Source organism: Chelatococcus sp. YT9, assembly GCF_018398315.1.
Classification (GTDB): domain Bacteria; phylum Pseudomonadota; class Alphaproteobacteria; order Rhizobiales; family Beijerinckiaceae; genus Chelatococcus.
The window spans coordinates 1,971,945-1,985,527 of the sequence record NZ_JAHBRW010000002.1 but is presented as its reverse complement, the minus strand read 5'-3'; the positions used below and the strand labels follow the sequence as shown (position 1 = coordinate 1,985,527).

The following is a 13,583-nucleotide window of genomic DNA, read 5'->3' as shown; positions in this document are numbered from 1 at the left end:
CTCACTGGATGGCGGCTGCCAAGCGCAGGCCGTCGATCATGGAGCTCTTCAGGACATGGGCGTAGAGCCGCTCGGGATCCCGGGTGATCGCCTGCAGGTTCGCAAGGATCTCGCGGCGCTTTTCCGGGTCCTTTTCTCGCATGCGTGCCCGGTTGGCGTCGGCCTGGGCGAGAATCTGATCACGGGCGATTGGCCTGCGGCGGCGATCATAAAGGTCAAGGCGATCCAGGGGGGCGTGGTCCTGCAGGATCGCGGTGAGCGCGGCGGCCAGCTCGAAGGCATCGTGGATGCCGCCGTTCAGCCCCATGCCGCCGGAGGGTGAATTGAGATGGGCGGCATCGCCCGCCAGCACGACCCGTCCGTGAACATAGGACGGGACGATGCGCTGGTGGACGCGGTACGGCCGCTTCTCGATCACCTCATACCGCTCGCTGCGCGGCACGATGACCTGCAGGCTCGCCTCGATGGCCTCTTCGGTCAGCTGCTCCTCGATCGGCAGGTCCTCGCGCGGATAGATCGAAACGCGCCAGCGGCCGGGCACCTTCAGAAGCGCAAAATTGCCATCCGCCTTCCAGCAATAGGAGACGTTGGAAATCCCTTCCAGATGCTCCTCGAACGGGAAGTGAGTCGTGACGAGCAGCGTTGTTTCGGGATAGGTCAGCCCAGCGAATTCGAGGCCAAGTTCCTTGCGGATTGTACTCCGCGCGCCGTCCGTTCCGGCCACGAGCCGCGCCCGGATGGTCTCCCCATTGCCTTTCGCATTGCCGTGGTCTGCTCCCTCGCCGCTGTCGAGCGATACCGTCACGCCGTCTTCATCCTGGAGGAAGCCTGTCACTTCACGGCTGAATAGGACGCGTGCCCGGGGCTCCTTCTTCAGCGCGTCCATGAGAGCGAGCGAGAGTTTCCACTGCTCACATTGCAGGCGGTAGGGATGCGTCGTGTCCTTGTCCAGCACGGAAAGGTCGAAAATCGCCCTGTCGCCGTCGGGATGTAGCCTGATCTGCCAATGCGGGCAGACGAGCCCCTGCGCCACCAGAGTCTCAGCAAGGCCGAGTCCCTCCAACATATCGAGCGTCGGTGGATGAAAGGTGGAGGCTCGAAGGTCGAGGGAGACGTCCGGCTCCTTTTCCACAACGGTGACTTCGATGCCTTTCCTGGCAAGCAGCAAGGCAAGGCAGAGGCCAACAGGGCCACCGCCGACGACCACCACATCGCAGTCGTACCGCGTGATTCTATCCATCTTCGCCTTCATCTCGGTTCTTCAGGCTTGACGCGCTCTTGTGTTGTATTATCAATAAAACAACTTAGGGACGACGATCAAGCACGAGTTGCGCGATCGCGGCGAGGCAGAGCGGAATGGACGGTGATTGGACAGGGCGGCGGATCGTCGTTGCCGGTGGGTGTGGCGGCATCGGCCGGGCGCTTGTCCGGGCGCTTCTCGATCGCCAGGCTGCTCCGGTTGTCCTCGATCTCGCAGCTTCCATCGAGCGGCAACGACCGCCCTCCGGCGTGCCGGCCTTCGCCTTCGACGCCAGTGACGGCGCCTCAGTAAAAGAGGCCTTCACGGCTGTGGCGCAGCGTGTCGACGCACTCGACGGGCTCGTCAACCTCGTCGGCTTCGCGCGGGAGCGGCATCCGATCGCTGAGATGCCGGATGAGCTTTGGCAGGAAGTGATCGATGGCAATCTGCTATCGGCCTTCCATATTGCACGGGCCGCGATGCCTCTGTTGCGGCGGGGTACGGCGCCAGCGATCGTCAACACATCATCAGGTCTCGCACTTAAGCCAACGCCGGGCTATGGGCCCTACTCTGTCTCGAAGGCTGGCGTACTCGCTCTGACGCGGCTCCTCGCTCAGGAAGGCGCGCCCCATGTTCGCGCGAATGCGGTCGCCCCCTCGGCCGTGGATACCGCCTTCCTTCGAGGTGGCACGGGGCGCGGTGGCGATGACGATGGCAAGCCCACGCGCCTCGACCTCGACGCCTATCTGCGGACCGTGCCTCTGGGGCGGCTTGCAACCGCCGAAGACGTCGTCGGGCCCATTCTCTTTCTCCTTTCCAACGCCTCCGCGTACGTGACGGGCCAGACCCTGCACGTGAACGGCGGCCTGCTGATGGTTTGACGCAATGAACGCTATCGCGCCGATCACGCTTCATACGACCGAGGTCACAAGCCTCATTGATGGCCGGGTTCTGCCTGCGTCGGGCTATCGGATGCCGGTCTATTACCCTGCCACGGGCGGCCAGATCGCCGAGCTCCTGGAGGCGGACGCCGCCGAGGTCGATCTCGCAGTTCAGGCAGCCCGTCGCGTTTTTGATGACGGCGCCTGGGCGCGTCTTCCGGTCGAGAAGCGCCAGGAGATGCTGCTCGCGATCAACGCGCGGATCCTCGATCATGCGGAGGAACTGGCGCGGCTCGAATGCCTCAATCTCGGCGTCTCGATGCGGGAGTTGCGCGAGCGCCAGATCAAGCGTGCTGCTTATAACTTTCGGTTCTTTGCCGAATATATCGGGCAGACGAAGGGGGACGTCTACGATCAGAGCGCCGGCTATCGCTCCCTTGTGGTGCGCGAACCGGTTGGTGTCGCTGCCCTCATTGCACCCTGGAACGCGCCGACTGCCCTTGCCTCGATGAAGGTGGCTGCGGCAATCGCATTCGGCAATACCTGCGTGCTGAAGCCTTCGGAGCAAACACCGCTGGCGTTGCGTCGCTTCGTCGAACTCCTGCACGAGGCCGGCCTTCCGCCGGGCGTCGTAAATATCGTCAATGGCCGGGGGCCTGTCACCGGCGAGGCCCTGGTGAAACATCCCGGCATTGACCGTGTGAGTTTCACCGGAGGCACGGAGACCGGCCGCCACATCATGGCGCTCGCCGCACAGCGCCTGAAGCCCTGCACGTTGGAGCTTGGGGGGAAGAGCGCCAACATCATCTTTGCCTCGGCCGACATCGACCGGGCGCTCGATGCGGCGCTGGTGAGCATTTACTCGAATAATGGCCAGCAATGCCTTGCGGGATCACGCATTCTGTTGGAGCGTTCGATCGCGGATGACTTCATCGCCCGCTTCGTTGCGCGTGCACGCCAGATCCGGATCGGAGATCCCATGCTTGATGCGACCGAGCTTGGTCCGCTGGCGTCAGCCGCCCATCGCGACCGCGTGTTGTCCTTTGCGGATATTGCCCGTGCCGAGGGCGCGGAGGTGTTGACCGGTGGAGTCGCTGCGACCATGGAGGGCGATCTCGCGGGCGGCTATTTCGTGGAACCGACGGCAGTGCTTGCCCGCTCGAACGACGCGCGCGTTTGCCAGGACGAAATCTTCGGCCCCTTTGCTGCGTTCCTCACCTTCGATAGCTACGACGAGGCGATGCGAATGGCCAATGACACGACATTCGGGCTCGTGTCTTATCTCTGGTCGGATCACCTGCCGACAGTCGAGGCCGCTACGCGCGACCTGAAATCGGGCGTTGTCTGGGTGAACACGACAATGACGCGCGAGCTGCGCGCGCCCTTCGGCGGCTACAAGGATTCTGGTGTCGGCCGGGAGGGCGGCCAAGCCAGCGAGCAATTCTACACCGAGATCAAAACAGTCACTGTTCCCACCGCCCCGATCACCGTGAAAAAGATCGGGATGAAATCCTGAAGCCGACAATAACACCAGAGTGAGGACATCATGCCAACGCGTCGCCTCGTTTTGAAAACCGCCCTAGCCGGGGCCACCATGTTCAGTGCGCCCGCCATTCTCCGGGCGCAGGAGAAAAGCAAGATCACCATCCTGACGCCCTTCGCCTTTGGGCCGAATTTCATCGAAATGATGAATGCCGTGTCGGGTGGCTTCTTTGCGAAGGAAGGACTGGACGTCGATCTTCAGGCCGGGCGCGGCGGCTCGCAGGCGCTGCAGCAGCTCATCGCCGGCAAGACAGCCCTCATCCGCATTTCCTCGATCGAGCAAATGCGGGCCATGGCCGCTTCTCCCGCAAATCTCGTCTGCATCTCGACGCTCTACCAGGGCTCCACGTTCCATGTGGTGTCGCCTAAGGCGAAGCCGATCAAGGGCGCGGAAGACCTGAAGGGCAAGACGGTTGGTCTCGTATCCGTCGGTGGATCGACGGAGATCTTCCTCGACCTCATGCTCCACAAAGTCGGGATTGCCCCATCCGAGGTGAAGCGGGAGGTGTCGGGCGATACGCCGGCAGCGCTCCAGTTCGTCAAGGCGGGCCGTATCGATTGCTTCATCTGCTCGATCAATGTGGTTGTGGCTCTGCGAGAGATGGGTGAGCCAATCGAGGTATGGTCGACGGATCGCTATGCGCCGATGCCGGGGCAGGGTTACGCCGCCACGCGCGAAGCGCTGGACAAGAACCCCGATCAGTTTGTTCGGATTCTGCGGGCGCTCAAGGGATCGGTGGACGAGCTGATCACACAGCCCACAGGGCCGATCTTCGATCGTGCCGCCAAGATGTTCGAGATTGCTCGTCTCGATAACAAGCAGGAACTCGCGGCGATCGTGAAAACGTCTGCCAATGAACTCTGGCTGTCCCAGGGCCGCGATAATCTCATGCGCAATGTGCCGAAGCTATGGGCCGAGGGACTGGCGACCCTGCGTGCCTCCGACATGTCCAAGGAGACCAATCCGGAGGTCTTCTATACCAACACCTATATCGACCAGGCTCTCAAGAGCTGATGCGACTGGACGCCTCGTCCCGACCTTGGTCCTTGGATCTCATGCAGTCGGGCCCCATTGTGCGACGGGCCCGACGCTCAGGCGGCTGAGCGTCATACGATACTCGAATCGATCCGGCGGATAGCGGCTTTCCTGGTGGAGCACCGGGACGTGGCTCTGGTCGAAGAGCACACGCCGCATGACGATGAGGGGCGATCCCGCCTTCACGTGAAGCTGGCGGGCCAACATGGCCGACGCGGCTATGGCGCTAATGACCTGTTCGGCGCGCTGGGCGGAGACGCCCTTCCGGTCCAGCGCCCGCACGATGGGCTCGTCCGCTGTCTCTTCCTCGTTGAGGAGATGCGCGTAACGCTCGGGAACATGCAGCGTTGTAAATGACATGGGCGCGCCCTCGCGGCTGCGCAGGCGTGTGATGCGCAGGCAGACGCGGCTATCCAGCTGCCGCGCGATGGGCTCATCGGCCGTTACCATCTCCCAGCCGAGATTGACCGCGCTGGTGCGCGCCTCGAATGACAGCAGGTTGTCGAGCCCGCTCGATATATTCGCCTTGTCCTGGGGGCCGGAGGCGCGAGCAGGGAAGGTTCCCTTGCCATGAACGCGGTTGACCAACCCCTCGCTCTCCAACTGGTCAAGGGTTTTGCGGATTGTCACCCGGCTCACGCCATAACGGGCGGCAAGCGCGGGTTCAGACGGAAGCGCCTTGCTGGTGTCGAGTTCAGTCTCTGTCAGCAGTTGACGAAGGTGAATGTAGATCTGGTGGTAGAGGGGCTGGATGCGAGGCTGGCCGGCGCGGCGTCCTTTTGCGATCTCCTTGCTTGTGTCCACCATCATCCGTCCCTGGGCGGCAGACAGCGCCGCCTCATTTCAATCGGGCGCATTGTCATGCAAGCAGGCGCCACGTCAATGGCCGTGCCATGAATGGGACGCCGGTCTGGCCGGCGCCCGGTGTCAGCGCTGAGTGGACTGGTGCCACGGAATGAGGACGCGGCGCAGGGCGCCGATGGCGAAATAGAAGATGAAGCCGAGCAGCGTCATATGGATGATGACCGCAAAGAGTTCGTTGGTCGCGAAGGCGTTCATGCGGGCGATCATCATATAGCCGAGGCCCTGCGTCCCGCCGAGATATTCCCCGACGATCGCGCCGATGATGGCGAGCACGATGCCGACCTCCATGCCGGTCAGGATATAGGGAAGGGAAGAGGGCAGCTCGAGCCGGCGGAAACGCTGCCAGCTTGTTGCATTGAGGCTGGTGGCGACATCTCGATGACCGGCGTCGACCGATTTCACCCCTAGCACCGTATTGGTGAGGATGGGGAAGAAGGCGAGGACCGCGGCGACAATGACCTTGGAGGTGAGTCCGAAGCCGAACCAGACGACGAACAGGGGCACGAAGGCGACCTTCGGCACCACCTGCGTCGCTACGATGAACGGATTGAGCGTTTGTTCAAGCCACCGGAAACGGCCGATCAGAACCCCCAGCCCGACCCCGATGACAAGCGCCCAGGCGAAGCCCGTAAGCGTCGCATAGACCGTCATGAGGGTGTGGTTCCACGCGCGCGGGTCGTAAAGCATGGCGACCCAGGCCGTCCAAACCGATCGAGGGCTCGGCAGGATGAAGGGCGAAACCCCCGATATCGCAACGTAGCTGTGCCAGATCAGGATGATCAGGACCACCAGCACCGGCGTCGTGACGTAGGGAAGGAGCTTGGTCCTATTGGAGGGATGGAAGATGGACTGCTTATTCATCATGCGCTCCTGCGCAAAGTCGAAGCGGCGTGACGGGTTTCAGGAAATCTCGGCCAGGCGGTGATGTAGCCTGCGGACATAGTCCTGGAAGGCCGGCGAGCCTTGTGTCTCGCCCGTCCTTGGCCTCGGCAGGTCGACATCGACAATCGTGTCGATCTTTCCCGGCCGCGGCGACAAGAGGACGATCCGGTCAGCCAGGAACACCGCTTCGCTGATCGAATGTGTCACCAGAACCACGGTCTTGCCGGTCTCGCTCCAGATGCGCTGCAGTTCAAGATTCATCTGGTCTCGCGTCATGGCGTCGAGGGCGCCGAACGGCTCGTCCATCAGGAGGATGTGCGGGTCGTAGGATAGGGCCCGCGCGATGGCCGCGCGTTGGCGCATGCCGCCTGAGAGCTCCCGTGGCCAGCGCTTCTCGAAGCCGCCGATGCCTACCATCTTGAGCAATTTCGCTGCGGCCGCGCGACGTTCGGCCTTCGGGACGCCCTTCAGTTCGAGCGGCAGCGCGACGTTGTCCTCGATCGTGAGCCAGGGGAAGAGATTGGCCTCCTGGAACACCATCCCGAGTTCGGACAGGACCTCGTTTTGCCGAGCGCCGTCTCGCCAAAGAGGGCGGCCCTCGACCAGGAGGTTGCCCGACGTCGGCTCGATCAATCCGCCGATCATGCGCAGCAGCGTGGTCTTCCCACAGCCGGACGGGCCGAGCAGCACAAGAAGCTCGCCCTCCGGGATCGTGAGGTCAGTCGGCGCAAGCGCGTGCACCCTGGCATCACGCGTCCCATACCACTTTTCCAACTGCTCCATCCGGATAGCGCCCTGGCTTGGCGCAACCCCGCTGGCCTGTCTCTCGATAGCGCGTGCCCTTGGAGCCGCGGTCTCAATCATGGCGATGCATTCCCATTCCGGCGAATAAGATGTCTGTTGTTTAATACAACTAAACGGAATACATTTTCCGTGGCAAATTTATTTTTGATGGCGAGCGCCGATCGCGAGGAATTGAGTGCCATGTCAGTCGCCTATGCACCGAAGGGGCTTCTTGGCGTCTTCACGCCCCAGGCCAACACCACGGTCGAACCGGAAATTGCCCTGCTGACCCCCCCGGGCTACGCCTGGATCAATGCGCGGATGGTGAGCGGAAAGGATACCATCACGGCGCGGCTGCTTGACTATATGGCCCAGTTTCCTGCGCCTTTGGCGCAGTTCGCGAACGCGCCCATCAATGGGATTGCAATCGCCTGCACGGGAGCGTCCTATCTGATAGGCAAGGATAGCGAAGACGCGTTGATCTCCGATATTGAAACGCGCGCGGGTGTTCCCGCCTTCACTGGGGCGACCGCCTCTGTCGATGCGTTACGGGCCTTGGGCGCGAAGCGGATCGGCCTTGTCTCCCCTTATAACTCGGCCCTTGACGCCGAGAGTGCAAGCTACTGGGAATCGCGCGGCTTCACCGTGGCGGCCGAGGCGAGCGCCTACCGCGAATCGAGCGATTTCCACCCGATCTATAGCCTCGATGCAATGGCGGCCGAGAAGGCGGTCAGAAGCCTTGAGGGCCAGGACATTGACGCGGTGCTGATGCTTGGCACAGGGATGCCGACCCTCGACGCCATCGCGCATGTGCCGTTCATCGGGAAGGCGCCGGTGCTCTCCTGCATGCTCTGCCTGGGCTGGAAAGCGATAGCGCTGCGGGATCCGTCAACGGCGACCCGAGATGGGTTACTTCGGTGGGTCGAGGGTGAGGGCTGGGGCGAGCGCCTCGCGCGGTCTCACGCCTTCACCTGATCGGACCAGGGGTCACGCGCCGGGATTGGCGAAGGCGGCGAATCCCGCGAGGAACTGGGCGAGGCGCTGCTTGATCGCTTCGTCCTGCAGCTCGCCATCAGCATTGAAAATCGTATGCGCCCGGGAGACCAGAAGCCGCCCGCCGAACCACGGCTTGGTCCCCAGGGTGTGCAGCACGGGCAGCCAAGCGCTCTGGCTGAGAATGGTGCCGAAACCGCCCGGCGAGGCTCCGACGATCGCGACAGGCTTGCCCTTGAACAGGCGATCGATGTCAGAGTTCGGGCGCGTTAGCCAGTCGATGGCGTTCTTGAAGACACCCGGCAAGCCATTGTTGTATTCTGGGGTGAACATGAGCAGACCATCGGCGGCTGCGAGCTGTTCCTTCAGGATATGAACGGCCGGGGGGATGCCATGCTCTTCCTCGTCATCGGCGTTATAAAGGGGGATGCCCTGGATGGTTCCGACGACGAGGGATGCGCCTTCGGGAACAAGCTCCCCGGCGGCTCGCAGCAGGGCAGTGTTGTAAGATCCCTTGCGCAGGCTGCCGGAAACCCCGAGAAGCGTCGTCATTGCTGTTGGCCATCATTGCGTTGCGTTCAGAGCATTGTAATCGGGCCCGCGACGTTCAGCACGCGAATTCCGGACAGCTTCTTTGGCGCCCATACAGCTTTCTTTTCAGGCCCGATCTCATCGGGGGCATCTATATTGGAGGGCATGCCGCCCGATGCACGCAGGCACTTTCGGCCTTTGACCGCAAGGATATGAGCATGACAGACGCGACCATCCGGCCCATCATGCACGATGACAGGGATCAGTGGCTCCCACTTTGGGAAGGTTACAACAGCTTCTACGAGCGCGTCGTTCCCCCGGACGTGACCCACGCAACCTGGCAACGCTTCTTTGATCATTACGAGCCGGTGCATGCCCACGTCGCCGAGCGTGAGGGTCAGTTGCTTGGCCTGGTCCATTACATTTTCCACCGCAACACCAGCATGATCGCCCCGGTCTGTTATCTGCAGGACCTGTTCACCAGCCCTAGCGCGCGAGGCCTCGGCATAGGCCGTCAGCTGATCGAAGCGGTTTACGGGGAAGCTCAGAAGGTGGGATCGCCCCGGGTCTATTGGTTGACTCACGAGACGAACAGCCAAGCGATGATGCTCTACGACAAGGTGGCTGAACGCTCTGGGTTCGTTCAATACCGCAAGCAGATCGCATAGCCGGGAGAGGCTGCGATGTATCTGGCGCGCTGGAGCCGCTCGTCGTCCCAGAGTGTCGTGTCAGTGGAGCATCCAGGACCAGAACCGGTGCCCCGATGCGGGAAAACGCGAGCGCACCATCGCTCGTTTTCAATGCGGCGCCAGTTTGGTCCCCAGGCTCAAGCCTGCGGCCTGTCCCGCAAGAACGAGACGGCTCTGATCACGTGACCAGCAGCAACTGTCCCACACGAGATCAGTCCTCCTCTGTCAGGATCGCGTAAAGCGCGTCGGACGATTTTGCGCCACGGAGCTTTGCGCGACGTTCCTTTGAGCTCAGCTTTCTAGCCATAGCCGCAAGGGCACTGAGATGGGCTGCGCTGCGTTCCGGCGGCAGGAGCAGCAGACAGACGAGCGTGACTGGCACCTCGTCGACGGCTTCAAAATCTATAGCTTTCTGCAGTCGCACGAAAAGCCCGAAGGGCGCGGCGATGCCGGCAATCGTGGCATGGGGCAGGGCGGTTCCATCGCCGATCCCGGTGGAGCCCAGGGCCTCACGCTGCATCAACGCGCTGGCGATGCCCTCCTCGTCCACCTTGAGCTTGCTCGCCGCAAGCCGTGCCAGGGCTGTGAGGAGCTGCGGCTTGCTGGTGGCTGCCAGATTGGAGATGACGTCCTGCGGATTTAGAAACTGCGCAATTTTCATCGATTGACCCGTGGTATGTCAGAATCCGTTGTGGCCGTCATGGCCATTCGTGGCGGAATGATCACGCTTGATCGGCATCGCGCAGGCGGTAGCCGATGCCGGTTTCCGTGATGAGATAATGCGGCTGGTCGGGCGCGGCTTCGATCTTCTGGCGAATCTGGCGAACATAGACGCGCAGATATTGGACGTCCGCCGAGGCGCCCCAAACTTCCTTGAGCAGGTATTGGTGGGTCAGCACCTTGCCGGCATGCTGCACGAGAACCCGGAGGATCTCGTATTCCTTGGGCGAGAGCTTTACCTCCTGGCCGGCGATCCGGACGATCCGCCTCACGAGATCGACCGAGAGCTCCCCCGTCTGAAAAATGGGCTTCTCGCCCTGTTGCTGCAGCTTGTGGCGCAATGCCACCCGGATGCGCGCGACGAGTTCGCGCATCCCAAAAGGCTTGGTCACATAGTCGGCAGCGCCCTGTTCCAGAGCCTGGACGATGCCGGTCTCGTCAGTCCTGCTGGACAAGACGATCACAGGTGTCGCGGGTCGCGTCGCCTGCCAGCTTTCCAGCAGCACATGGCCCGGCTTGTCCGGCAATCCGAGATCGAGGATGACGAGATCCGGTGCGTCGGTCTCGATGGCTTCAGCCGCAGCCTGAGCGCTGGCGGCCTCGCTCACCGCAAAGCCTTCGGCCGTCAATCCAAGCCGCAGGAGTTTGCGGATCGGCGGCTCGTCGTCCACGACGAGGATCTTCACAGCGGTTGTCGTCATCGCAGATCGTCCATCTCCGGCGTGTCATTCACCAGGGGCAGGCGGATGAGGAAGATCGCTCCCAAGCGATCTGTCCTGTTCATCGCCGTGATGGTTCCCCCCATGGCCTCGACGAAGCCGCGGCAAATGGTGAGGCCTAGACCGGTGCCCGCCAAAACCCGATCAGTCTTCGCCACGCGGTAGAAGGTATCGAAGATCCGTTCGAGATCGCCAGGCGGAATGCCCGGTCCCTCGTCGATCACGTGCAACGACAGGAAGCCGCCCTCAGCTGATCCCTGAATGCGGATCAACGAGCCCGCCGGCGCGTATTTCGTGGCATTGTCGATCAGGTTGAAGAGAACCTGCTCGAACAGAACCGCGTCCAGCTTCACCATGGGAAGCGCTGGTGGAATATTGATGATGATGCGGTGGTTGGTGAGTATCTTCGCGGCGCGCCGCACGGCCGCACCCACTATGTCGCCGACATAATGCAGCGACGTGTTCGGCGCCATGGCGCCGGATTCGATACGCGTCATGTCGAGGAGGTTGCCGATGAAGCGGTTCAGTCGCTCCGATTCATCAACGACGGTGGTAAGAAGGTCCGCCTGATCGCCGACAGGCAGGGACCCGCCATAGTCGCGCAGCGTGCCGGCCGCGCCCATGATGGCGGCAAGGGGGGTCTTGAGATCGTGCGATATTGAGGTGAGCAGGGCGGAGCGCAGCCTGTCGGCTTCGGCGGCGAGACGGGCGCGGTCGACGTCGGCAACGAGCTCGATGCGCTCGATGGCAACCGCTGCCTGGTCGGCGAGGGCATCGAACAGGCGCCTTTGCTCCGGCGTCAGGAGCGGGCCCTGGCGGTCATTGTCGAGCCCGACCACCCCGACAGGCTTGCGGCCGGTCTTTAATGGCAGGTAGAGGCGCTTGGCGCCGGGAAGCGTATCCGCGCCACGACCGGCCGGCCGGTCGTGCTCCCAGGCCCAGCGCGCGGCGGCGATGTCGGCATCGACGAGCGTATCATCAGGAGGATAACCGGCCCTGACGGCGATGGTATCGTCCTCCGGCAGAAGAATGACCACACGCAGCTTGAGCATGGCGGCCATCTGATGGGCGGTCGCCCACAGCACGTCATCGAGCGTACCCGCGCCCGCAAGCTTCTTCGAGAAAAGATAAAGATCTTCCGTGGTGCGGGCGCGCTGGCGAGCGGCTGTCGCCTGACGCTGCACGCGCGCCGTCAGATTGCTCGCAATGACGGCGACGCCAAGATAGAAGAAGAGCGCGATGACGCTCTCAGGATCACCGATGTCGAGAGTATAAAGTGGCGGCAGGAAGAAGAAATTGAACGCCAGCGCACCGACAATCGAAGCAAAAAGCGCAGGCCCCAACCCCGCCGTGACCGCGGCTGTGAGCACCGCCATCAGGAAGACGAGCGCGATGTTGCGCACGTCGAGAATGTGGGTGAGCAACGACCCGAATACGGTGGCGATCGCGATGTGGACAAGCGCCAGGCCGAAGGGCCTGACGTTGAGCCCGCGCGGCTCGACCACGCGGACGCCGCGACCGGGCGAGACCTCCCTCTCGTCGCCGGAGATCACGTGGATGCTGATGTCGCCAGCGTCGCGGATGAGATCGTGGGAGACCGAGCCGAACAAGAGCTCCCGCCAGCGCGGCTTTTTGGGCGTGCCGATCACCACGTGGTTGAAGTTGTTGGCCGTCGCATAGTGCAGGATATCCTGCGCCACATCCTGGCCCGGTATGGTGAGTGCTTCGCCGCCGAGCTGTTCGGCGAGCCTCAGCGTGGTTGCGATCTGGTCCCGCTCTGTCTCGGAAAAGGTGGTCGAACCGCCGGTCTCGATATGGAGCGCGGCCCAGGGCGCGCGCAGCCGGTCTGCCTGCCGCCGCGCATAGCGCACCAGCGAAGGGCCGCGCGCCTGCTGGTCCACGCACACAAGCACCCGATCCCCCGCCGACCACGGGCCGGGAATGGCATGCGCCTGCATGTGGCTGAGCAACTGGTCGTCGACCCGTTGCGCTGTGCGGCGCAGGGCCAGCTCGCGCAGGGCGGTGAGGTTGCCGGGAGAGAAATAGTTTGCGGTAGCCCGCTTCGCCGTCTTGGGCAGATAGACCTTGCCTTCGTTGAGGCGCTTGATGAGATCATCGGGTGTGATGTCGATGATCTCGATATTGTCGGCGCGATCGATGATCGAATCCGGTACGGTCTCCCGCACGCGGATCCGCGTGATCTGCGCGACCACATCGTTCAAGCTCTCGACATGCTGGATGTTGAGTGTCGTGAAGACATCGATGCCACGATCGAGCAGCTCCTGGACGTCGAGATAGCGCTTGGGATGGCGGCTGCCCGGCGCGTTGGTATGGGCGAGCTCATCGACAAGGACGAGCGCCGGCCGCCGGGCGATCAAGGCATCGAGGTCCATCTCCTCAAGGATCTGCCCCTTGTAGGCGATGCGCGCGCGCGGCACCATTTCGAGCCCCGGGAGCAGGGCCTCCGTCTCCCTGCGCCCATGGGTCTCGACGATGCCCACGACAACGTCGATGCCGTCGGCTTTTGCCGCTTGGCCGGCGCTCAGCATCTCGTAGGTCTTGCCGACACCGGGGGCCGCGCCGAGGAAGATCTTCAGCCGCCCGCGCGTGCCCACGGACACTGCCTGGAGGAGCGCATCCGGCGAGGGGCGGCCTTCACGATTGGTGATTTCCTCAGGCATCACGTCTAGCTTAATCCTCGCG

Annotated in this window: 13 protein-coding genes; 5 read left to right on the top strand and 8 right to left on the bottom strand. The window is 62.8% G+C overall.

The genetic code is table 11. The annotated features are described in order from the left end of the window. Position 1 precedes the first annotated feature (1 nt). Positions 2-1,240 (bottom strand): FAD-dependent oxidoreductase, encoded by a 1,239-nt coding sequence (locus tag KIO76_RS28950; RefSeq protein ID WP_213327013.1) that lies wholly within the window; start codon positions 1,238-1,240, stop codon positions 2-4. Between the two features lie 116 nt (positions 1,241-1,356). Between KIO76_RS28950 and KIO76_RS28945 the strand changes: the two genes are divergently transcribed. Genes KIO76_RS28945 through KIO76_RS28935 form a run of 3 tightly spaced genes read left to right on the top strand, consistent with a single transcriptional unit; the run spans position 1,357 to position 4,678 of the window. Then, positions 1,357-2,121 (top strand): SDR family NAD(P)-dependent oxidoreductase, encoded by a 765-nt coding sequence (locus tag KIO76_RS28945; protein ID WP_213327012.1) that lies wholly within the window; start codon positions 1,357-1,359, stop codon positions 2,119-2,121. A gap of 4 nt (positions 2,122-2,125) precedes the next feature. Further along, positions 2,126-3,637, top strand: coding sequence for an aldehyde dehydrogenase (locus tag KIO76_RS28940; protein WP_213327011.1), 1,512 nt, complete (start codon positions 2,126-2,128; stop codon positions 3,635-3,637). 30 nt (positions 3,638-3,667) lie between these two features. Further along, positions 3,668-4,678, top strand: coding sequence for an ABC transporter substrate-binding protein (locus tag KIO76_RS28935; RefSeq protein ID WP_213327010.1), 1,011 nt, complete (start codon positions 3,668-3,670; stop codon positions 4,676-4,678). A 39-nt stretch (positions 4,679-4,717) separates the two neighbouring features. Here KIO76_RS28935 and KIO76_RS28930 read toward each other — a convergent pair whose 3' ends face one another. The 3 genes from KIO76_RS28930 to KIO76_RS28920 form a co-directional block, all read right to left on the bottom strand. Further along, entirely contained in the window at positions 4,718-5,503 is a 786-nt protein-coding gene (locus KIO76_RS28930; protein ID WP_213327009.1) for a GntR family transcriptional regulator, read from the bottom strand. Between the two features lie 123 nt (positions 5,504-5,626). Next, positions 5,627-6,424, bottom strand: a complete 798-nt coding sequence (locus KIO76_RS28925; protein ID WP_213327008.1) for an ABC transporter permease — start codon at positions 6,422-6,424, stop codon at positions 5,627-5,629. A 39-nt stretch (positions 6,425-6,463) separates the two neighbouring features. After that, positions 6,464-7,309, bottom strand: a complete 846-nt coding sequence (locus tag KIO76_RS28920) for an ABC transporter ATP-binding protein (RefSeq protein WP_213327007.1) — start codon at positions 7,307-7,309, stop codon at positions 6,464-6,466. Positions 7,310-7,429: 120 nt separating this feature from the next. On the opposite strand from KIO76_RS28920, the gene KIO76_RS28915 reads away from it, so the two are divergent. Further along, the gene (locus KIO76_RS28915) at positions 7,430-8,203 is read left to right on the top strand and encodes a maleate cis-trans isomerase family protein (RefSeq protein ID WP_213327006.1); all 774 of its coding nucleotides are present in this window, start codon (positions 7,430-7,432) and stop codon (positions 8,201-8,203) included. Between the two features lie 12 nt (positions 8,204-8,215). Here the strand turns inward: KIO76_RS28915 and KIO76_RS28910 are convergent, their stop codons facing one another. Beyond that, entirely contained in the window at positions 8,216-8,773 is a 558-nt protein-coding gene (locus KIO76_RS28910) for an NADPH-dependent FMN reductase (RefSeq protein WP_213327005.1), read from the bottom strand. Between the two features lie 197 nt (positions 8,774-8,970). On the opposite strand from KIO76_RS28910, the gene KIO76_RS28905 reads away from it, so the two are divergent. Then, positions 8,971-9,420 carry a GNAT family N-acetyltransferase gene (locus KIO76_RS28905; protein ID WP_213327004.1) on the top strand — a complete coding sequence of 150 codons (450 nt, stop codon included), beginning with the start codon at positions 8,971-8,973 and terminating at the stop codon, positions 9,418-9,420. A 232-nt stretch (positions 9,421-9,652) separates the two neighbouring features. Here KIO76_RS28905 and KIO76_RS28900 read toward each other — a convergent pair whose 3' ends face one another. The 3 genes from KIO76_RS28900 to KIO76_RS28890 form a co-directional block, all read right to left on the bottom strand. Then, a complete protein-coding gene (locus tag KIO76_RS28900) occupies positions 9,653-10,102 on the bottom strand; it encodes a PTS sugar transporter subunit IIA (RefSeq protein ID WP_213327003.1) in 450 nt (149 codons plus the stop codon). A 61-nt stretch (positions 10,103-10,163) separates the two neighbouring features. Continuing rightward, positions 10,164-10,862 (bottom strand): response regulator, encoded by a 699-nt coding sequence (locus tag KIO76_RS28895; protein WP_213327002.1) that lies wholly within the window; start codon positions 10,860-10,862, stop codon positions 10,164-10,166. Then, positions 10,859-13,561, bottom strand: coding sequence for a DUF4118 domain-containing protein (locus KIO76_RS28890; RefSeq protein ID WP_213327001.1), 2,703 nt, complete (start codon positions 13,559-13,561; stop codon positions 10,859-10,861). Before KIO76_RS28890 ends, KIO76_RS28895 begins: the two co-directional genes overlap by 4 nt. Between the last annotated feature and the right edge of the window lie 22 nt (positions 13,562-13,583).